At 49.0% G+C, this 20002-nt stretch carries 21 protein-coding genes; 6 read left to right on the top strand and 15 right to left on the bottom strand.

Annotated elements, in window-relative coordinates:
* The first annotated feature begins 242 nt into the window (after positions 1-242).
* On the top strand, positions 243-1589 hold the full coding sequence (locus ACH50O_RS09235) for a transposase (protein ID WP_446811725.1): 1347 nt from the start codon (positions 243-245) through the stop codon (positions 1587-1589).
* A gap of 997 nt (positions 1590-2586) precedes the next feature.
* Positions 2587-2787: a hypothetical protein gene (locus ACH50O_RS09230; RefSeq protein WP_446811724.1), complete on the top strand. Its 201-nt coding sequence runs from the start codon at positions 2587-2589 to the stop codon at positions 2785-2787.
* A gap of 3 nt (positions 2788-2790) precedes the next feature.
* On the opposite strand, the gene ACH50O_RS09225 is transcribed toward ACH50O_RS09230, so the two are convergent.
* The 15 genes from ACH50O_RS09225 to ACH50O_RS09155 form a co-directional block, all read right to left on the bottom strand.
* On the bottom strand, positions 2791-3732 hold the full coding sequence (locus tag ACH50O_RS09225) for a YbgA family protein (RefSeq protein WP_446811723.1): 942 nt from the start codon (positions 3730-3732) through the stop codon (positions 2791-2793).
* A gap of 13 nt (positions 3733-3745) precedes the next feature.
* A complete protein-coding gene (locus ACH50O_RS09220; protein ID WP_446811722.1) occupies positions 3746-4264 on the bottom strand; it encodes a lipocalin family protein in 519 nt (172 codons plus the stop codon).
* A 3-nt stretch (positions 4265-4267) separates the two neighbouring features.
* Positions 4268-5659 (bottom strand): cryptochrome/photolyase family protein, encoded by a 1392-nt coding sequence (locus ACH50O_RS09215; RefSeq protein WP_446811721.1) that lies wholly within the window; start codon positions 5657-5659, stop codon positions 4268-4270.
* A 6-nt stretch (positions 5660-5665) separates the two neighbouring features.
* Positions 5666-6175: a hypothetical protein gene (locus ACH50O_RS09210; protein ID WP_446811720.1), complete on the bottom strand. Its 510-nt coding sequence runs from the start codon at positions 6173-6175 to the stop codon at positions 5666-5668.
* Between the two features lie 20 nt (positions 6176-6195).
* Positions 6196-7110, bottom strand: coding sequence for a TIGR01777 family oxidoreductase (locus ACH50O_RS09205; protein ID WP_446811719.1), 915 nt, complete (start codon positions 7108-7110; stop codon positions 6196-6198).
* Between the two features lie 60 nt (positions 7111-7170).
* On the bottom strand, positions 7171-7812 hold the full coding sequence (locus ACH50O_RS09200; protein ID WP_446811718.1) for a sulfite oxidase heme-binding subunit YedZ: 642 nt from the start codon (positions 7810-7812) through the stop codon (positions 7171-7173).
* The gene (gene msrP, locus ACH50O_RS09195) at positions 7812-8768 is read right to left on the bottom strand and encodes a protein-methionine-sulfoxide reductase catalytic subunit MsrP (protein WP_446811717.1); all 957 of its coding nucleotides are present in this window, start codon (positions 8766-8768) and stop codon (positions 7812-7814) included. Before msrP ends, ACH50O_RS09200 begins: the two co-directional genes overlap by 1 nt.
* A gap of 36 nt (positions 8769-8804) precedes the next feature.
* The gene (locus tag ACH50O_RS09190; RefSeq protein WP_446811716.1) at positions 8805-9629 is read right to left on the bottom strand and encodes a sterol desaturase family protein; all 825 of its coding nucleotides are present in this window, start codon (positions 9627-9629) and stop codon (positions 8805-8807) included.
* Between the two features lie 41 nt (positions 9630-9670).
* Positions 9671-10126 carry a PAS domain-containing protein gene (locus ACH50O_RS09185; protein WP_446811715.1) on the bottom strand — a complete coding sequence of 152 codons (456 nt, stop codon included), beginning with the start codon at positions 10124-10126 and terminating at the stop codon, positions 9671-9673.
* 42 nt (positions 10127-10168) lie between these two features.
* Positions 10169-10654 (bottom strand): SRPBCC family protein, encoded by a 486-nt coding sequence (locus tag ACH50O_RS09180; RefSeq protein ID WP_446811714.1) that lies wholly within the window; start codon positions 10652-10654, stop codon positions 10169-10171.
* A 240-nt stretch (positions 10655-10894) separates the two neighbouring features.
* Positions 10895-11308: a hypothetical protein gene (locus ACH50O_RS09175; RefSeq protein ID WP_446811713.1), complete on the bottom strand. Its 414-nt coding sequence runs from the start codon at positions 11306-11308 to the stop codon at positions 10895-10897.
* Between the two features lie 97 nt (positions 11309-11405).
* Complete coding sequence (gene ftsH, locus ACH50O_RS09170; protein WP_446811712.1) at positions 11406-13310, bottom strand: ATP-dependent zinc metalloprotease FtsH; 1905 nt, start codon at positions 13308-13310, stop codon at positions 11406-11408.
* Between the two features lie 17 nt (positions 13311-13327).
* A complete protein-coding gene (gene hflC, locus ACH50O_RS09165; RefSeq protein WP_446811711.1) occupies positions 13328-14194 on the bottom strand; it encodes a protease modulator HflC in 867 nt (288 codons plus the stop codon).
* Positions 14191-15351 carry an FtsH protease activity modulator HflK gene (gene hflK / locus ACH50O_RS09160; RefSeq protein ID WP_446811710.1) on the bottom strand — a complete coding sequence of 387 codons (1161 nt, stop codon included), beginning with the start codon at positions 15349-15351 and terminating at the stop codon, positions 14191-14193. Before hflK ends, hflC begins: the two co-directional genes overlap by 4 nt.
* Before the next feature lie 50 nt (positions 15352-15401).
* Entirely contained in the window at positions 15402-16661 is a 1260-nt protein-coding gene (locus ACH50O_RS09155) for a sigma-70 family RNA polymerase sigma factor (protein WP_446811709.1), read from the bottom strand.
* A gap of 91 nt (positions 16662-16752) precedes the next feature.
* On the opposite strand from ACH50O_RS09155, the gene ACH50O_RS09150 reads away from it, so the two are divergent.
* From ACH50O_RS09150 to ACH50O_RS09135, 4 genes are all read left to right on the top strand, one after another.
* Positions 16753-17655, top strand: coding sequence for a MerR family transcriptional regulator (locus ACH50O_RS09150; protein WP_446811708.1), 903 nt, complete (start codon positions 16753-16755; stop codon positions 17653-17655).
* Positions 17656-17833: 178 nt separating this feature from the next.
* Complete coding sequence (locus ACH50O_RS09145; protein ID WP_446811707.1) at positions 17834-18265, top strand: hypothetical protein; 432 nt, start codon at positions 17834-17836, stop codon at positions 18263-18265.
* Between the two features lie 60 nt (positions 18266-18325).
* Positions 18326-18532: a DUF6494 family protein gene (locus tag ACH50O_RS09140; protein WP_446811706.1), complete on the top strand. Its 207-nt coding sequence runs from the start codon at positions 18326-18328 to the stop codon at positions 18530-18532.
* A 222-nt stretch (positions 18533-18754) separates the two neighbouring features.
* Positions 18755-19858, top strand: coding sequence for a TIR domain-containing protein (locus ACH50O_RS09135; protein WP_446811705.1), 1104 nt, complete (start codon positions 18755-18757; stop codon positions 19856-19858).
* Positions 19859-20002 lie beyond the last annotated feature (144 nt).

The following is a 20002-nucleotide window of genomic DNA, read 5'->3' as shown; positions in this document are numbered from 1 at the left end:
ATAGTTAGTGAAATTTAAGGCATTGACTCTAAAGGAATTTGATTTTTCTCAAACGTAACTTTGCTTATTTTAAGAGCAGTAACAATGTCTGTTTTGCGATCGGATTCCGGTCATTCAAAGTATTTCATTCAAACAAGATTGAATGTCGCATAGTGGCCGATTGTGTTGAAAAACTCCTAAGATAACTGGTTTCGAGAGGAGTAAAATAAGGCCTAACTCGGATGAGATCGAGAGGTGCCGCCATGATGGGACAACAATCCGGAATACAGGAACAACTGTTTTTCTGTTTCAGTCTGGAAAACCACGTGCCGAAAGATCATCTGTTGAGAGGGATTCACCGCCTTCTCGATCTAGGAGATTTCCGCCAGCAATTATCAGCGTTTTATAGCCCAATAGGGCGGCCATCAATCGATCCCGAATTGATGATTCGGATGCTGATTCTTGGTTATTGCTTTGGCATTCGTTCCGAGCGCCGCCTCTGTGAAGAAGTCCATTTAAACTTGGCATATCGCTGGTTCTGCCGTTTGGATTTAGACGATCCCGTGCCCGATCACTCGACCTTTTCCAAAAATCGCCATGGCCGTTTCCGTGAGAGTCAGGCCTTCCGCTTGTTGTTTGAAACCGTCTTACAGCGGTGTATGGCTGAGGGTTTGGTGAAGGGTGAAGGTTTTGCCACCGATGCCAGTATTATCAAAGCCGATGCGCAACGGCAACGCCGGGTTGAAGGTGGTGAGACGGTAGACTGGGGCGATCCCTTACAAGCCTCTCGTCCAGTGCGTGAATACCTGGCCGCGTTAGAAGACATTAACGATCCCAAAGAGTCCGCACGGACCTTGTCATTGACCGATCCAGCAGCGCCTGGCGGCCCCGCTTTCTTTGCATTTTGCACGAATTATCTGATCGATCTTGAAACCGGTATCATCCTCGATGTCGAAGCGTCTAGGGTCAACAAAGCCGCCGAAGTAGAGGCGACGCGGACCATGATTGACCGAGTTGAAGACAAGTTTGACCTCAAGCCCGAGCGGCTGGTCGGTGATACCAATTACGGTAGCGCCGCCATGTTGGGCTGGTTAGTCGATGAAAAAGGTATAGAACCGCATGTGCCGGTCTTTGATAAATCGGAACGGACTGACGGCACCTTCGGCCGATCCGACTTTACCTTCGATGCTGACAATAATCGCTATATCTGTCCTGCGGGGAAATTCCTCAAGACATCCTGGCGGACCAAGAAGAAAGATCCATTGCGTTATCGTGCCAGCCAATATGATTGCTTAGCCTGTCCGCTGAAGGAACAATGTTGCCCCAACACCCTCAACCGCAAAATTGTCCGCAGTCCTTTCGAATCGGCTCGGGATGTCGCACGTGCCATCACTAAAACCGAAGCCTACAAACAGTCCCGCAAGGAACGCAAGAAAGTCGAAATGCTGTTCGCACACCTCAAGCGTATCTTGCGATTGGATAAACTACGATTGAGGGGATTCACTGGGGCACAGGATGAGTTCCTGCTGGCGGCGACTGCCCAAAATCTGAGGCGAATGGCGAAAAGGTTGGCAATCCATGACCCATTAGCCCAAGTAACGCCCGCGTAACGGCCAATCAGGCCGTCTTTTACCCACCGAAACCCAAATTAAGCCAGTTGGTATCCGATAAAACGGCTCAGCCGCGCAATTGGCCGCCGTCACCCTCCCGAAAAAATAACGACTTTTTCAACAGAATCGGCCGAGAGTTGCCAATCATGATTCTTTTAACGAGTCTATAGGTTTGGGTGAGGCAGCGATCCCCAACATCTCGACCGGCACGACCTTCCAGTATCGATGGCTGTTTGCTGGATTGATGTCTAGCTGTCGGAGTTTGCTGGGTAGATGGGGCTTGTCGTGTTGGGGTTCCTGCCGTGAACCGACAAGCTAGTATTTTGTACCCAGTCTTGGTATTGATCGTTCCTAATTGGGATTTTGTAAGGTATTTTTGCCAGTCGCGAAAGGCTTGGCGGCTTGCGCGCAAGCTTGAGTTGCTTTGCGTTTTGAGCGATTTGGCTGGCGCGAATAGCTTTTTACCTTGCGCGCAAGCTTATCCTGGTTGGCGATTAAAGCGATATACCATTGACGGGCGCCGTTTTGGCTTGCGCGCAAGCTTGTGTAGCTTTGCGTTTGCAGCGATTTGGCTTGTGTGAATAGCTTTTTACCTTGCGGGCAAGCTTATCCTGGCTGGTGATTAAAGCGATTTGCCATTGACGAGCACCATTTTGGCTCGCGCGTTGGCTTATGCAGGTTTGCGACGGTAGCTATTGGCTTGGCGCGAATGGCCTTTCGGCTTGCAGGTATGTCAAAATGCTTGGCGGTTAAGGATAAAAGGTATTCGGGAGCAGCGAAAAGCGGATCTCGGCCAATCGGCTTAGACATTTTGCTGAGCCGTCTTCCGCAGCCGGCTGCGAATTTCGCCACAAAGCAACAAGCAATTAGTCCGAACGGAATCGAGGGTTCACAGCCGAGACCGGCCGACCAGGTTCTTTTACTAGACAAATACCACAGTGTTTGCGGCAAGGATTAAACTAGGAATCTTTTATACAGAGGACGTGGAGGCGGGAATATGCGAAGAATTAAAGCTATAAACTGTGTGCCCTTGGTGTTGGGTTTGTGCAGCGCTTGCAGTGCGGATTGGCCCCAGCGTCTTGGCTATCATGCGCTGCAAAACGCCGGACAATTGCAGTGCCAAAAAGCCATGTCTAACGATTGCGAACGGCGGCAGAGCTACGACGCGTATCAGCGCGAGCGGGAGCAACTGCAATAGCGGTTAAATACTGTTTAACAGGGACAGTTCAGCCGGATGCGGCAACATGTAATAAGAGTTGTCGATAAACGCGTCAGGCTCTCTACGGAAATGATGGCGGAGTAGGGTGAGCGGCACGATCAGCGGCAATAAACCGATCCGGTAATTTTCGATGGTTTCCACCAGTTCCTGCTTGTCGTCGCTGTCCAGCTTGTGTTTCAGATAACCTTGAATGTGTTGCAAGACATTGACATGGTTGCCGCGGGTGGCGACGATTTTCAGACAGGTCATCAGCGCGGCAACGTAGGCGGCGCCTACACTTTCAATATCAGCGTTGGTGACGCCGGCAATAATCCGCCCCAGATCACGCGCCTGGTTTTGTTCGTGACTCATTGCGATCAATTTATGCCGGCTGTGGAAAGTGATCAAACCGTGCGCGGTCAAACCTTGTTCGCATAGATCCTGCCAGCGCCGCATCACAAACACGCGTTGGATAAAGTTTTCCCGTAAACCCGGATCGCCCAGCCGGCCTTCTTCTTCCACCGGCAGGCTGGGGAAAGTACGCTGCAGATAGTCGGCGAAAATGCCGGTGCCTTGCCGCGCGGGTATGTCGTTTTTATAGACTTTAACCCGGGTCATGCCGCAACTTGGCGAGTCTTTTTTCAGAATGTAGCCGCACAAGCCGCCCAGCCAATCGTGTTGGCGGGCGGAAGCGTCTTCCAAGCGTGCCGTCACGTCCAGGCTATGATCCTTGACGCCGACGCAACGGATGCCGTCGGGCGTTTCCCGCAATTGTACGCAGGGTCGCGGGATGCCCAAGCCGGCCTCGACTTCCGGGCAGAACGGTTTAAAGTCGAAATACTGGCCCAGCGTGCGTTCGATGTAGCTATGGTATTTGTGCGCGCCGTCGTAGCGTACTTCATGACCTAACAGGCAGGCGCTGATGCCGACCGCAATTTTCTGCATGCTTAATCCTTAGTTACTGCTTGGGGTGGGTGTCGAAAATCAGTTTTTCGGTGGCAAATCCGAGTGCTTTCGCCTGCTGAATCAGGTTTTGCCGGATGTCGGGTTCCAGTTCCGGACCGCGAGCCAGTATCCATAAATAGTCGCGATCCGGGCCGGCGATCATCACGTAACGGTAGCCGGTTTTATCTAGCGCAATGATGTTATAGGCGCCGTAAAACGGACCGAAGAACGAGACTTTCAGGCGGCCAATGTCCGTTTTATCGATAAAATAAGCTTTGCCTTCAGCAATTTTACGTTGGCCTTGCTCCGTGTCGTAGCCGCTGTTTAACACCTTCACCCCGCCGTCATCGCGCAGACTGTATTCGGCGCTGATGTCGGTCAGCCCACGTTCGAAGCTGTGATCCAGGCGGGCGATTTCGTACCAGGTGCCCAGATAGCGCGGTAATTCAAAACCCTCCACCACTTTTACGCCTTCGGGGACGCCGGTGCAGGCGCAAAGTAGGCTTAACAGCACTAACGATAAATTACGCATGATTTATTCTGAGTTAGTTGCGGTGGCGGGCAAGGCTTTGAATTGGGCTTTGATCGATTGGCTTTGCACGGCATGATCGACTCGCGGCGCGGGGTAAGCACCGGCTTGCGGATGTTTTTCCCATTTATGTATTACCGCAGCCGGATAGCCTTGTAATTCCGGAATCCAGGTCTTGATATACAAGCATTGCGGATCAAATTTTTTTTGTTGCAGCCACGGGTTGAAAATCCGGAAATAAGGTTGGGCATCGCAGCCGGTGGATGCGGCCCATTGCCAGTTGCCGTTATTGACGCAGGGGTCGTAATCCAGCAGATGCTGCGCGAAATAGCGTTCGCCCCAGCGCCAGGATACATGTAAATCCTTGACTAAAAACGAGGCGACGATCATCCGCAAACGGTTATGCATCCAGCCGGTTTGGTTCAATTCGCGCATCGCCGCGTCCACTATCGGGAAACCGGTTTGACCGTTGACCCAGGCCCAAAAATCGTCTTGGCCGTTGCGCCACAGCAAACCGTCGTAACGGCTGTCGAAGGCGTGACCGAATACATGCGGAAAATGAAAACCGATATGGGTGAAAAAATCGCGCCAATACAGTTGGCGCAGCAATGGGTGATCCGGGTCGAGCTCGGTTTTGATGCTGTGAAATGCTTCGCGCACCGAGCAGCAGCCGAATTTCAGATATGCCGATATCTGACTGGTGGCAGCCATGGCCGGAAAATCCCGCAGGTTAAGATAGTTTCTGCAGTTGCCGATGACGGCCAATCTGTTCAATGCCGCCTGTCGGCCGCCGGGCAGCGCGTTATGGTGAGCTTGTTTTAGTCGCGTTAGCAGTTCTGGTTTATGGCCGGCATAGTCTTTGGTGAAAAATTTGCCGGTCGCCAGCTTTTGCGGCGACGCGACCGGCTGCTGTCTAGCTTGCCGATGGAAGGCAGTAAACACCTGATAAGGTTCGCCATTGTGTTTGAGGACGGATTCGGGTTCCGTCAGCAGCAAATCGGCATGGCTGTGAAAAGCCAGGCTTAACTGTGCGCAGCGTTGTTGCAGTTCACTGTCCCTCTGTCGACTGAACGGACTGTAATCGCGATTGACGAATACGGCCTCGATACCGAAATCCAGTTTCAGCGGCTCCACCAGATGTGGGGGCTGATCGTTGAAAATATAGAGCAGGGCGCCTCGCTGTTGCAGTTGCTGCTGCAAATCCGCGAGAGACTCCAGCATGAATTGCAAGCCGGGCGTGCTTTGGTAAGGATGCGCTTGAATTTGCCGGGGATCGAAAATAAAACAGGCGATGACTTGTGCGGAATCGCGCAAAGCTGCGTTGAGGCCGTTGTTATCTTCCAGCCGTAAATCGCGGCGGAAAATAAACAGCGAGGTTTTATAGCGCTTTGTTGCCATCGGTGTTTAGCAGTCGCCCCAATGAATAATCATCTGCTGGCAACTGAACAGGATGTTGGGGTAATACTGATAAATCACCCAACGCAGCAGCAAGTCGAAATAGGCCGCCACGGTCAGCATGCGAGCCACGGCCGCCCAAGCTCTGGAAGTGCCCTTGTCCGAACAGCGCCACACCGCGCCGGTCCAATAGATCAGCGGCATCGCCATGATAATGTGGATAGTCACCCAACTCGCTACGGTGAAATTGCCTTCGTCTATCCGATAATCGATAAAAAAAAGCACTGCGTTGTACAGGATAAAAAACGGATAAAACGCGTCTTTCAGTCTTAAATACCCCAGCCAGCTCCATTGCAGATAAAAATACAGCGTTGCCGGCGTGCGCTCTTCCCACTCATGCGCGGGTGCGGGGGTCAGATAAAACACCAGCACACCCAATGCCAGCGCCACCGACAGCGCTTCATACCAAGTGATAAAAGAGGTAAAGGCAAACAATAAGGAAAGGCTGTCGATCAACATAGGAGGTTCCCGTTGTTTATCTAAGATTTATGCAGGATATTGCGCAACGCGGTACCCAGTTGCGAGTATTTAAATTCAAAGCCTTGTGCCAGCAAGCGCTCCGGTATTACGCGTTGACTACCCAGAACCAACACGGCCATCTCTCCCAGCAATAATTTGAGGGCCTTTTCCGACATCGGTAACAGCTGCGGCCGCTTCAATTCGCCCGCTAAGGTGGCGCTAAATTTCTGATTGTTAACCGGATTGGGAGCCGTGGCATTGTAGGCGCCGCTCATTTTCGGGTGTTCGATCATTGTTTCGACAATGCTCACCCAGTCGTCCAAGTGTATCCAGGACATCCATTGCCGGCCATTGCCCAGGCGTCCGCCCAAGCCCAATCTGAACGGCAGCAACATGCGTTTCAGTATGCCACCATTATCGCCCAGCACCAAGCCGGTGCGTATCAGGCAGACGCGGCTACCGTGTTTTTCGGCCTGCAACGCCGCCGCTTCCCAGTCCGAGCACAATTTCTGCGAAAAATCAGTGGTATGAAGCGGGCTGATTTCTTTGAGCACATCGTCGCCGCGATCGCCGTATACGCCAATGGCAGAGCCGCTTATCAAGATCGGCACGGGCTGAGCGGAAGCAGCAATCCAGGCTACCAATTGATTGGTTAGATTGATGCGGCTGTCGCGTAATAGCTGTTTACGGGTTTCGTTCCAGCGCTGATCGAAAATGCCCGCGCCGGCCAGATTGACTACAGCTTTAAAGTTACCGGCATTCGGCAAATCGGCGATTACGCCGATAGCCTGCACGTCGGGTCCGAACGTCTCTATCACTTTTGCAGGGCTACGGCTGAGCACCGTGACCGAATAGTTTTTTTGCAGCAAACGCTTCGTCAGCGCGCTGCCCAAAAAGCCGGTGCCGCCGCTGATTAAAATAGAATTTTGGTTCATGGGATTACACTCCGGAAACTGCTCCGCTCAAGCAATAGCGCGAGCAACACAGGGCATGGGTTAATCGGATTCCGTATCAACGGGTTCGCGGCGCTTGGGGATCATCATTTGGCTTATTTTTCTGTTTTTGAGCCAGTTCAAAGCCCGAAAACCCAACAGCATAAATATGATCAACAAATAAAACAGAGGTTCGGCCAGATTGCTTTTAAGTTGCCAGAAATAGTGAATAATCGCTGCTGTAGCGGCAACATAAATAAAACGGTGCAGTTTTTTCCAGCTTTTTCCTAAACGTTTTTTCGCAGACTTTGGCGAGGTGATTGCCAGGGAAAAAATAATGATATAGGCAATTAAACCAAACCAAATATAAGTGCTTTCGATAATATCGGTGCTTATCATGCGCCATTTGAAAACATGATCCAGTGCTAAATAAGCCAGTAGGTGCAGACTGGCGTAAAAAAACGCATAAAGGCCGAATAGTTGCCGATAGTCAGTCATGCCGCGCCACTTAGTAACCGTTTGTAACGGTGTTATCGTCAATGTAATCCACAAAAAACGTAAGGCCCAGTCGCCTAACCGAATATGCAGGGCCTGAAGTTGATTGGCGCCCAGATTATCGAAGGCGATATCGAAAAAAACCCAGATTAGCGGTATAAAACAAGCCCCGATGGTTAAAGAACGCAAATGGTTAATTTGCATAGCCATTAGAAAAAGTGCCTTAAATCCATGTCGCGATACATGTACGCAACTTGCTCGCCGTAGCCGTTAAATAATTCGGTTTGCCGGCGTGGGGTAAAAAAGCCGCTACCCAGTGGCCGCTCGCTATTTTGGCTCCAGCGCGGATGCGGTACTGCCGGATTGACATTGGCGTAAAAGCCATATTCGTTGGGAGCGGCCTTGGTCCAACTGCTAATGGGCGGCCTTTTCAATAGTTCGATTTTGACTATGGCCTTGATGCTTTTAAAGCCGTATTTCCAAGGCACTACCAGACGCAATGGTGCGCCGTTTTGTTTGGGCAAGTGGTCGCCGTACATGCCGACCGCCAAAATGGTCAACGGATGCATGGCTTCGTCGATACGCAGACCTTCGACGTAAGGCCATTCCAGCATGGTGTTGCTACGTTGCTTGGGCATCGTATCCGGTTGATACAAAGCGGTGAATTTGACGAATTTGGCTGTCGATAAGGGCTGAACGGACTGTAACAAATCGCCTAAGGCAAAACCTATCCAGGGCACGACCATGGACCAGGCCTCCACGCAGCGAAAACGGTACACATATTCTTGTAATGCCGACTGCCGCAAAATATCCTCCAAGTGATAAATGCCGGGCTTTTCGACTTCGCCGCCGATTTCGACCGACCAGGGATCAATGCGCAGATTTTGGGCCAGACCGCTGGGATCTTCCTTGTTGAAAGCCAGTTCGTAGTAGTTGTTGTAATTCTTGACATGGCCGGCGGGCGTGAGGTCCAAGCCATCGCCGGACAGCGGACTTTTAGGCAAATTGTTCCAGATTGCCTGGGGTGTGTCGCCCCAACTGGCCCTTAGGCTGCCGCCGGTCAGCATCATGCTCGCCATTGCTTTGAGAATGATGCGGCGCTGCCGGAAAATTAGTGGATCGGTAATCTCGCTGCCGGGAATATCATTTGTTGTTTTTATTATCATGGCTTTACTTTCCGGCAACTTATGCAGAGCGTTTCATTACTTTTTGCCTTTTGGAATCCAGCTGAATAATTGCCGAATTTTTCGTTCCGTGATAAACGCCAGCGAAAATAACTGAATAAAATTTTCCGCTTCGATTAAGTCCAAACCGACATTGGCCGGTATCAGTTCTTTTCGAGTGCCGAATATTCGGTCCCAAAATGCCAATACGATGCCGTAATTACTGTCGTGTTCCGAACGCAACGTGGAATGGTGAGTGCGGTGCAGGGAAGGTGTGATAATGACTTGGGAAATGGCGGCTTCGTTAGGTACGCGGATATTGCCGTGGTGAAAAAAAATAAAAAATAATTCGATAATTTCTATGGAAAGTACTAGATAAGCATCCACGCCAATGACCACAACGAATACGCACTTATAAACTATTTCCAACAGTAAATCGAAAACATGGAAGCGAAATCCGGTGGAAACATTAAAACATTTGTCGCTATGGTGAATTTTATGAAACCGCCACAAATATTCGTATTTGTGACTGGCGTAGTGCCAAATATAAATGGCAAGATCGAAAAAGGCGAAAGCCAAGAGCCATTTGAGCGGGCCGTTATCCAAACCGCTTAATAAACCGAAACTGGAAAATTGCTGAGCGATCAAAAATAAAGACGATGCCCTAAGTGCGGTTAAAATCAAGTTATTAACTAAAAATGCCGTGGTATTGGTGACGAAAGACTCTTTATAAATTTTGGCCGGAAACTCGCGGTAAGGTTTGGTTTTTTCGATGACCAGCAACACTACGAAAGCCAGTACGGCCAAACCGAATAAGGCTTCGTTAAAAAACAGACCATCGTTGGCATTAGCAGTTGTATTCATCAAATTTCTCTACAGTATGAATGTATTTATCGCACGGTAAATTAATTCCCTTGTATGGCGTTCAATAGACTTGTTAATTCTTTTATTTCATTGTTGGCATTTATTTGCTGGGTAATATCATATTGAACTCCTAGATAATAAATTACACGATTTTTTTTATCCAATAATGGGGTTATCTTTAAATGATTATGAAATAAAGTGCCGTCTTTTTTATAATTTCTTAACGTCACTTCAACCGCTTCGTGGTTTCGCATGGCTTCGGCAATTTTAAAACGTGCCTCTTGTTCTCTATCGTCGCCTTGCAAAAAACGGCAGTTGTGACCAATTATCTCGTCATGACCATACCCGGTTAAGCGTTCGAACGCCTTATTGGCGTAAATGATGGGCGCATCTTCCAGGTCCGGGTCCGCCAAAGTGACGCCGTTTACGCATTCATCCAAAATAGCGGAAAGTACTTGCGGAATTAGTCCGCTATCTTTTTCAACAATAAAAGCCATGGTTAAACTCCCGGTTTTATAATAATTATGAGTTTTTATATACTAGTTGCATTCTACTAGAATTAAATTCTTGATATTTTCGACTGTGTTTTCCGCACCGTCTTCTATTGCGCAACGAATGAGCTTTTCAAATGGGCGCATGAATACTTCAAGTTCCAAAAACTCGAAGCGGAAAGTCAAGCGCGTAGATTGATGTTTTTCTTGGTCGGACGCTAAAAAATAGCTGTGCTTATAGGGCTGTGTGATACCTTGAAAGATAAGCGAAGATTGAGGTTGATAATCGGTAATTTCAAAAACCGACTCGATTTCGTTATTATTGTCTTTACGGATTTGTTTGGCTTTGGCGCCGACGAATACCTCTTTGCCGTCGAGTGGTTCGAAGTCGACGACTTCCACCGCCCATTTGGGATAGTTTTCAAAAAAGTTTTTGCCAATGAAGTGAAAAACATCGTCAACTTGTTTGTCGATGTCGACGCTGGCTTCGCCGGCAACGGGTTTTTGTGAGTCGAATGGAAATTTAATATGCATTTTACCCTTCCCCCTCGCTGAACTTGCTGTTCAGCGTTATTATAATTTTTCCTGAAAAATTAAAACCTATCGAACCGTTTTAAATTAACAGAAATATTGCTTTTAGCCGATGTTAGCGCTATGCGTTATTGCTGAGTATACCTCGTAGTTTTACGGATGGAGATAAATTTTATTAATTTGATGAAGATGAGTCAGTCATTTTTTAATTACTAGGCCCGAATAATCGGCTTCTCGCTGGAATTATTGTTCCTTTGTCTTAACACGTTCGTGCTGTTCTTGCCGCATTGCCGCGCAGCCACCGTAAATCAGGTGAGACAAACCGGAATAAATAAATAATTGGCTATAGTTTTCATCGATTTCAATTTGATTTATCGAGCAGTAAAACTGGAGGGAGCCTATTAGTAACAAAAGAAAAATACCTAAGGCGGCTAGCGCTTCCGGGCTATTGCTTAATTTATAAAAACTATAGGTCGCAATTTGAATTAAACATAAATAAAACATCATTAAACGCATATTATTTGCTAACGGCCCATACAAGTCGCTGTTGTCTTCAAAAAACAGCGTATTACCCAGTATGGTCGCGGCGCCGCTAATTAATAATAAAATCACCGCGACATTCAAGTTAATCTGCAACAGCAGTTGCAGTAAATTCATGGTTTTTGTCGTTATGGATCGAGTATGCATAATGCTGCCACTGAAAAAAGATACCCTCCAGGAGTACAGCGTTTGGAGGGTATATAGAGGAGGACTTTTAGGACGCCAGCACTTGTCCTTGAGCTGGCTGTTCGCCGGTTTCGTCGTTTATGGCGTCTTCAATCTCTGCAAACGATTGCGGTTCTTCCACTTCCGGTTCCGGCGGAGCAATCATGCGGCCTTGCAATAGTTCATCGATCTGGAATTTATCGATGGTTTCCCAATCCATTAAGGCTTGAGCCATGTTGTGCAGGATCTCGATATTTTCTTTCAAGATGGTTTCCGCCCGGTTGTAATTGGCGTCTATCACCAGCCGTATTTCTTCGTCGATAGTTTGTGCCATTTTTTCGGACATCGGCTTGGATTGCGGTCCCATATAGCCGCCTTCGCTGTCGCCGTAATCCATTGGGCCCAGACGATCCGACAAACCCCATTTGGTCACCATGTTTCTAGCCAATTGCGTGGCGCGCATGATGTCGTTGGAGGCGCCGGTGGTGACTTTGTTTTTACCGTAGATCAATGCCTCTGCCACCCTACCGCCGAACAAGCTGGCTATTTGGCTTTCCAGTTTGTCCTTGGACGCGCTGTATTGGTCTCGCTCAGGCAGGAACATTGTGATACCCAAAGCGCCGCCGCGCGGCATGATGCTGACTTTATAGACCGGGTCGTGCTCGGGCACTTTACGGCCGACGATGGCATGGCCGGCTTCGTGATATGCCGTCATTAGCAGGTCTTCTTTAGTCATTACCATGGTGCGCTTTTCCACGCCCATAATCATTTTGTCGCGCGCCTTATCCAGATCGTTCATCGTTACCACGCGTTTTTTGTTGCGTGCAGCGAACAATGCGCCCTCATTGATTAAATTGGCCAGTTCCGCGCCGGAAAAGCCGGGCGTGCCGCGAGCCAAATCGTTGATATTGACGTCGTCGGCCAGGGGCACTCGGGCGCCGTGTACTTTTAGGATTTGCTCGCGGCCCTTGATGTCCGGCAAGCCGACCTGAACCTGGCGGTCGAAACGGCCGGGCCGCAACAAGGCTTTGTCCAGCACGTCGGCGCGGTTGGTGGCGGCGATGACGATAATGCCTTCGTTGCCGCTGAATCCGTCCATTTCCACCAAAAGCTGGTTGAGGGTTTGTTCGCGTTCGTCGTTACCGCCGCCGATACCGCTACCGCCACGTTGGCGGCCGACAGCGTCGATCTCGTCGATAAAGATGATGCAAGGCGCGCGTTTTTTCGCTTGTTCGAACATATCGCGAACCCTGGAAGCACCGACACCGACAAACATTTCCACGAAATCCGAACCGGAGATGGAGAAGAAGGGCACGCCCGCTTCGCCGGCAATCGCTCTGGCCAGCAGGGTTTTACCGGTGCCCGGAGGCCCAACCATCAGCACGCCGCGCGGAATTTTGCCGCCTAGTGCTTCGTATTTGCCGGGATCTTTCAAGAAATCGACCATTTCCACGACGTCTTCCTTGGCTTCTTCCACCCCGGCTACATCGGTAAAGCGCACTTTCACTTGATCTTCGGCCATTAATTTGGCCCGGCTTTTACCGAAGCCCATTTGACCGTCGCGACCGCCCATCGCCGCCTGCTTGCGCATGAAATACACCAGCACCATGATCAGTAACAGGGTAGGGGCCCAGGAGATGAGAATATTCATCAAGGTGGACGGTTGTTGTGGCTTCTCGACTTTGATTTTCACTCCGTATTCCAGCAACTCGTCGATCATCCGGGAGTCGTTAGGATTATAGGTGGCAAAGCGGGTGCCGTTTTGGCGGTGGCCGTCGACGTAATTGCCGTTGATCACCACTTCCGTGACGACTTTGTTGCGTACGTCTTCGATAAAGTCGGAGTAGGAGATTTCATAATGCGGATCGTATTCCGGCATGTTGCGGTTCATTACCGCCGACACCACCAATCCAACCGCCACAAGAATACTGAGAAAAATGAACAATTTTTTCATGATAGCTATCTCCTAACTTACTTTTCGCTGGAGAAGTATTTGAAAAAGTCGGAGTTCGGTTTTAACACCAAGGTATCCTGAGTTTTTTCAAATGAGGTTTGGTATGCCTGCAAGCTGCGGTAGAACGCATAGAACTCGGGATTTTTACCGTAGCTTTTCGCGTATATCTCCGCCGATTGCGCATCGCCGCGGCCGCGAATGTTTTCTGAGTCGCGTTGGGCGTTAGCGACGATCACGTGTTTTTGCTTATCGGCTTCCGCACTGATTTGCTCCGCGCTTTCCGCACCTTGTGAACGAAATTCTCTAGCCACCCGTTCCCGTTCGGCGCGCATCCGCTGATACACTGAGCTGCTGACTTCCGGCGGCAAATCGATGCGTTTGACGCGAATATCGATCAATTCGATGCCGAATTTTTCCGCAGTGGGCGACAATTTGCTGAGTAAGGTTTGTCTTAACTCATTCCGGTCTTCGGAGATCAATTGCTTGATGGTCCGCACCCCGAATTCGCTACGCATCGCGTCTTTCATGATTTGATCGAGGCGTAAATTGGCTTGAAATTCATCGCCGCCGACCGTGGTATAAAAAAGACCCACATCACCGATTCGCCATTTGACGAACGAGTCAACAATCACGTTCTTCTTTTCGGAGGTAAGAAAACGCTCGGATTTGGCATCCAAGGTCAGCACACGCGCATCAAATGTACTGACGTTATTGATGATGGGGGTCTTGAAATGGAGCCCTGGCGTGTAATCGGAGGTAACCATCTCGCCGAGACGAAACAGAATGGCTTTTTCGTTTTCTTTTACGTAAAAAACCGACATATAGGCCAGAACGCACAGGGTCAAACCGGCCGGAATTAAAACTTGGGTGGTTTTGCTGCTCATGGTTTGCTCCTGCTAGGACGTAATTCGTTGCCGGCGGATTTACGGACGCTGTTTTTGTCGTTGTGCGGTTCGGCGTTAAGCTCCGGTTCGGTGTTGTTTGCGGCGGGCTGCGCATGTTGCGTCATGGTTTGCGGCAAGGGCATGTACATCATCGGGCTGGACTGATCGTCGTTCAGCATGATTTTATTGGTACCGCTGTACAGTTTTTCCTTGGCTTCCAGATACAAGCGTTTGCGGGTGATGGCCGGGCTCTTTTCGTATTCCACCAGTAACTGATCGAAGCGTTCGGTTTCGCCCTTGGCTTTAGCCACTTTCTCGGCTTCGTAGGCTTCGGCTTCTTGAATGATCCGCGATGCCGCGCCGCGCGCTTTTGGAATCACTTCGTTACTGTAAGCTTCGGCTTCGTTGATCAAGCGCTGCTTGTCTTCGCGGGCCCGAATCGCATCCTCGAAAGCGCCTTGTACTTCTTCGGGCGGTTGCGCGTCTTGCAGATTGACGCTGGCGATGCTGATACCGGCTTTGTAGCCGTCCATCGCTTCCTGAATTTGCTGTTTAATTTCCGCGACGATTTGGCTGCGGCCTTCGGTTAGCACGAAGTCCATATTGTTGCGGCCGATGACGCCCCGTTCCACGCTTTCGGTGAGCTGTTTCAGCGTGTTTTCGTTATTTTTAACGTTAAACAAATAATCGCGGGCGTTATTGATTTGATATTGCACGGCCAGACGCACGGTAATGATGTTTTCGTCGCTGGTCAGCATTAAGGATTCTTGCGGAATAACCGACGATTTGTTCACCCGGTTAGTATCGGTGTAACCAACCTCGATAAAACGTTGTTGTTCGACGTTGACGATTACGACGTTTTCGACAGGCGCTGGAATATGCCAATGCGGGCCGGGCAATGTGGTTTCCGAGTAGGCGCCAAAGCGGCTCACCACGCCCCGGTTGCCTTGGTCCACGATATAAACCCCGCTGGCCAGCCAGACCAGAGTCAAGGTGCCGCCTATGGCCGAGGCTATTTTGGTTAAAGAAAACATCTCTTTATGATCGTTAAAGTAGTCGCCGGCTCTAGAGGAGACTTGCTTCCACTGCTTATCTAGTTCCAACTTCCAGTCGGACTGCGGCGTTTGCTTACTGGTATTTTGTTTTTCTGATGACATAATCACTCCTCTTGTAGTGTTAGCCTGACCTGGGTCATTGATTGTTATTGTTAGCCATCCTTGGGTTCGAGAAATAGCATAAGGTCAAAGCCAAATTGTTGTTTTAATTTTTTTAAAGCTTCGTTTTGAATTTGCCTGACTCTTTCCCGAGTAACATGCAGCTGATCCGCCACCGCCTGCAAGGTCATTTCCGTGTGATCGCGCAGACCGAAACGCATGGTTAAAATCGCCGCCTGTTTTTCGGGCAGCGACGCGACTGCTTTGTCGACATATTGAGCAAGGTCCTGATCAATTAGTTCATCGAGCGGCAGACTGAATTGATGCTGCTGCATTTTTGCCATCAATTCCAGGTTATCGTCGTCATCGCCGATAGCGGCATCCAGAGAGTGGGTGGCCTGGTAATAACTGCTAATGGTTTTAATCTCTTGTTCGGATAAGTCGCAGGCTGCCTTTAGCTCCGCGATACTTGGCCAACGTTCATATCTAAGGTAGCAATTGCGCATTGCCTCGAATACGGTGGCGGCTTTCTCCGCCAGAGCGACTGGTAGGCGTACGATTTTTTCCTGTTTAACGATCAAACGAGATATAGCTTGCCGTATCCAATAGATAGCATAGGTAGAAAAACAGATGCCGCGATCCGGATCGAACCTGTCCACGGCTTTAATTAAGCCCACCAAGCCTTCCTGCATTAAATCGTCGAAGCTTAGATTGCTGGTTTTGTACTTATGAGCCACAAATGCCACCAAGCCGGTGTTGGCGGAGATCATTTGCTGGCGCAAGTTTTTCAAATCGCGTTTGGCTTGGCCCAGACGTTTTTTAAAATCCGCGCCGTCTTCGGTGTCGGTGCTTAATACTCCATCCGCTTGCGCCGCGCTGTCCAGTAAAAATACCGGTAATAAATGCAGGCTGTACAGCAAACGGTTGACCGAGCGGGCAATCAAGGATTGTTGTGCAAATTCCGATCCCATAAGTTGTACAACATTCTCGACTTGTACAACTTTACCGTGTCCGTTATTCTCACCGAAAACAACCTGATGCTGTTTAGCAGCCGCCTGGCTGTTGACCAGCAATTGCAGCAATCTTTTATAGTCTTCGGAGTTCTTGGCAACGATCAGATCGGAGCAGTCCACTCCCGAATTAAGATCGTGCAAAAATCTGTTGATTATCAAAGCGTTGGTTTGCTTGTTTTCCAGCAATAACGCTAGCAGAGTCTGCCTGGCCTGTTCGACTTGAACGGCAAGTGAGTTGGGTTGGGATTCTGCTCCGGAATCCATCTCGCTATCGATTGGCAATGCGGCTAAGTTGGACATAATCAATTCACTTGGTGATTTAAGGTGTTGGCAAATAACTTACTAGATTGTAGAATGTTTGTCAAAATATATTCTATACAAAAGTTGGACAATGTACTCAATTAAAGCGATTACCTCCTTAACCGGATTGACAGCGGAAACACTTAGAGCCTGGGAACGTCGCTACGCCTGCATCACGCCGGTGCGCAACGGCACCGGTCGGCGGTTCTATTCGCAACAGGATCTGGAAAAACTGACGCTGTTGGTCAATCTGACCCGGAAGGGTCATCCCATCGGCAAGCTGGCGGCTTTGGACAACCAGCAACTGCAGGATTTTCAGAAGCAAGTCACCGTACAGCCGGCACCGGAACAATCGCCGCTGCTGGCGCAGATCATCGATTCGTTGAAACAGTACCGAATCGAGCGCTGCGAACAGCTGTTAAAGAAGGCTCTGATAGCTGCCGAACCGTTGGACTACGCCAGAGACATTTTGTTGCCGGCCTTGCAAACAGTCGGCGAACTTTGGCATGACGGGAAGTTGAATATCGCCCAGGAACATATGTTTTCGGGCTGTATCAAGCGGATAGTATTGAGCATGGTGAACAACTTGCATCACCATTCAAAGAATAATCCGGGGATGTTGTTTGCCACGCCAAGCGGCGATCCGCACGAATTCGGGATTTTGGTAAGCTGCCTGATCGCCGCCAATCAGGGCTACAACTGTTATTACCTGGGCGCGGATCTGCCGGCCAAGGATATTATCGAAGCCGCCCAGCATTTAAAACCGGACGTGATTGTGATGGGCTTGGTAAAGACGCCGCCCGAGCAGGTTACCGTCGATGAGCTGCAGCTGATAATCGACGCGGTTAGCGGCGAGGCTACAAAAGTCTGGCTGGGCGGTAGTGGAGCCTGTTTTTACTACGCGCAATTGCAAAAAGATTTAAGCAATTGCGTGTTGATCACCGATATCGATCATTTCAACGCCAAAGCCCAGCAACAACAACTGACCAATTGACCACCTATAAGGCTGGCGCATCAAATTAAAAGGCTAAGGCAAAGGCCGACGCTTTACGGATATATTCCCAAGCCAAGCCTCCGCTAGGTGTCAATCGCCGAATAATTGGCAATTTCGCGATTTTGCCAGTAATCTTGAGTGGACAATACGATACGAATTTCAATTGTTCCGAGCGCTTATGATTATTTTTGTCAGAAACATTCCGGCAAACAGCCACCCCAGCGAATTGCAACAATATGTCGCGTCGGCCGTGAAACGAAATTTCTTTTTCCGTTCCGGAAAAATCCTAAAGTGTGAAATTCTGGTGTTGCAGGATAAACGCACCAAAGTCTTGGAGTTTCATGGCATGGTGCATGTCGACTCCGATCGGGCGGGCGAACGGGCGATACAGCAATTGAAGGGACGGCGCTTTAAAAACAAATTGGTAATTGTCAGAGAATATAAATGTCGCAGCTGGCATAACGACCGCCGCCTCATACACGAGGGAGTAGCGTTAACCGTCAGCGAAAAACTCCTTACCGAACGTCGGCGTGGGCAGGGTGTGGAAATTATTAAGGACATTTCCAAAATGTTCAGTTCGCCCGAGGATTTTGCCCGTAAGCTAATTTAGTAAGGCTCGGACGTTAACCAATCCAATACTTTCAATTCAAACAGGTAATAGGTGAGCAGTATGAACGAAGATACGTTTAATATGGAAATCAGAAAATTTCTGAAAACAGTCGGCATCAGCTCCCAACGGGAAATCGAACACGCGGTGGCCAAAGCCCTGGAAGCCGGAACCTTAAACGGCTCGGAAACCGTCTCGGTGAAAATGACCTTGGAATTGCCCGCCGCCGGCATTAATCACTTTATCGAGGGGACGATTGCGTTGGAATGACTATAGGCACGGCAGAGTGGTTCGCCATTCCGACGCTGCTTTCAAGTGCGTATTCCGATCAAAAAACGCGCATCTGTTCCGACGACTGGCAGCCACAAATGAGTTGTGCCGACGTAAGAAGGCATAACAGTCGCGAACGATGCTCCTAACGGCAGCATCCTGTTGGTTACCAGGATTTAGAGCAGGTTATCGCATTAAAATATTAGGCAAAAGGAGTAAAAGTTGGCCTCTCAAGATATATTCAAAATCGCTCAGACACTTGATTCGTATACTACATACGAATCGGAAGGTGCAGATGCGCTCATTGAGGCTGCAAGTGAAATAGGGAAATCATGGTCAGGCTCTTGGCTTGGTTACCACTCTAGAATCTATTACGAAAATTTTCTGGCACCGCCACCTGGTGCGGCATTTAGTCAAGAATGGGGACTAATGGATTCATATTCAATGGGCTCTCGTGGCGCTTGGTGTGAGTATAGGTTTGATGACGTTGTATCACTTATTAATAGCAAAGCTGGTAATCCGTCTATTGAAAATTTATTTGAGCTAGGAAAAAAGGCTGAGGAAGCATTTGATCAAGCCAAAACAGCGACGCTATCTCTAATTCATGCTCAACAACACAATTTAGAAAAAGACAAGTTTCTTACGAGTCTTGTGGAAAAAATTGAACAGGCAAAGCTCTTAGATGAAAGTGATTTCATAGATTATTGGCGTCCTAAAGGACAAATTATATCGCGAGATATGGTGGCCATCGAAAAAGGGCAACTAGTGCCTCCTCACTTTTCTGTTTTGGCGAGAGTTAATGCAGCTATATTTCCTTTTAAGGCATGTGAGGAATTGAAAAAGAAAATTTTCAAGGTGGCTAGCCATATTAAGAATTTAGAGGCCAACGCAAAAAGAGAAGAGCGTATTGGAACAAATATCTTCATCGGCCACGGCCGATCGCCAGATTGGAGAGAGTTAAAAGATTTTGTAAGTGATCGCCTTAAATTGCCCTGGGATGAATTTAATCGAGTTCCGGTGGCCGGAGTAACGAATATTACTCGTCTTGCTCAAATGCTCGACCAAGCTTGCTTTGCTTTCTTGGTAATGACAGCAGAAGATGAGCAAGCGGACGGAAATCATCACGCGCGCATGAACGTCATACATGAGGTTGGTTTGTTTCAGGGGCGCCTTGGATTTGAAAGAGCGATAGTTCTACTAGAAGATGGTTGTGAAGAATTCAGCAATATTCAAGGACTTGGCCAAATCAGATACCCGAGAGGAAAGGTCTCTGCGATATTCGAAGATATTCGTGCAGTTTTGGAGAGAGAAAGCATTGTTGAGTAATTTGCCTAACGAGGCCGTTAACTCCGATGCATTTTTCGTTCGTTGCACTAACTACAAATGCGCCGGTTACGGCCGGCGTTAAAAGGCAGCCTTTGAATGCTTACCTACTGTTAGTAGAACTATTTCGACAGACAGCTTTTGGCA

Source organism: Methylomonas sp. 2BW1-5-20, from assembly GCF_052474515.1.
This window is presented reverse-complemented; position numbering and strand designations above follow the sequence as displayed.

Coding starts and splice junctions, on each gene's coding strand:
- ACH50O_RS09235 (WP_446811725.1), top strand. CDS start 243: ATGATGGGACAACAATCCGGAATACAGGAACAACTGTTTTTCTGTTTC.
- ACH50O_RS09230 (WP_446811724.1), top strand. CDS start 2,587: ATGCGAAGAATTAAAGCTATAAACTGTGTGCCCTTGGTGTTGGGTTTG.
- ACH50O_RS09225 (WP_446811723.1), bottom strand. CDS start 3,732: ATGCAGAAAATTGCGGTCGGCATCAGCGCCTGCCTGTTAGGTCATGAA.
- ACH50O_RS09220 (WP_446811722.1), bottom strand. CDS start 4,264: ATGCGTAATTTATCGTTAGTGCTGTTAAGCCTACTTTGCGCCTGCACC.
- ACH50O_RS09215 (WP_446811721.1), bottom strand. CDS start 5,659: ATGGCAACAAAGCGCTATAAAACCTCGCTGTTTATTTTCCGCCGCGAT.
- ACH50O_RS09210 (WP_446811720.1), bottom strand. CDS start 6,175: ATGTTGATCGACAGCCTTTCCTTATTGTTTGCCTTTACCTCTTTTATC.
- ACH50O_RS09205 (WP_446811719.1), bottom strand. CDS start 7,110: ATGAACCAAAATTCTATTTTAATCAGCGGCGGCACCGGCTTTTTGGGC.
- ACH50O_RS09200 (WP_446811718.1), bottom strand. CDS start 7,812: ATGGCTATGCAAATTAACCATTTGCGTTCTTTAACCATCGGGGCTTGT.
- msrP (WP_446811717.1), bottom strand. CDS start 8,768: ATGATAATAAAAACAACAAATGATATTCCCGGCAGCGAGATTACCGAT.
- ACH50O_RS09190 (WP_446811716.1), bottom strand. CDS start 9,629: ATGAATACAACTGCTAATGCCAACGATGGTCTGTTTTTTAACGAAGCC.
- ACH50O_RS09185 (WP_446811715.1), bottom strand. CDS start 10,126: ATGGCTTTTATTGTTGAAAAAGATAGCGGACTAATTCCGCAAGTACTT.
- ACH50O_RS09180 (WP_446811714.1), bottom strand. CDS start 10,654: ATGCATATTAAATTTCCATTCGACTCACAAAAACCCGTTGCCGGCGAA.
- ACH50O_RS09175 (WP_446811713.1), bottom strand. CDS start 11,308: ATGAATTTACTGCAACTGCTGTTGCAGATTAACTTGAATGTCGCGGTG.
- ftsH (WP_446811712.1), bottom strand. CDS start 13,310: ATGAAAAAATTGTTCATTTTTCTCAGTATTCTTGTGGCGGTTGGATTG.
- hflC (WP_446811711.1), bottom strand. CDS start 14,194: ATGAGCAGCAAAACCACCCAAGTTTTAATTCCGGCCGGTTTGACCCTG.
- hflK (WP_446811710.1), bottom strand. CDS start 15,351: ATGTCATCAGAAAAACAAAATACCAGTAAGCAAACGCCGCAGTCCGAC.
- ACH50O_RS09155 (WP_446811709.1), bottom strand. CDS start 16,661: ATGTCCAACTTAGCCGCATTGCCAATCGATAGCGAGATGGATTCCGGA.
- ACH50O_RS09150 (WP_446811708.1), top strand. CDS start 16,753: ATGTACTCAATTAAAGCGATTACCTCCTTAACCGGATTGACAGCGGAA.
- ACH50O_RS09145 (WP_446811707.1), top strand. CDS start 17,834: ATGATTATTTTTGTCAGAAACATTCCGGCAAACAGCCACCCCAGCGAA.
- ACH50O_RS09140 (WP_446811706.1), top strand. CDS start 18,326: ATGAACGAAGATACGTTTAATATGGAAATCAGAAAATTTCTGAAAACA.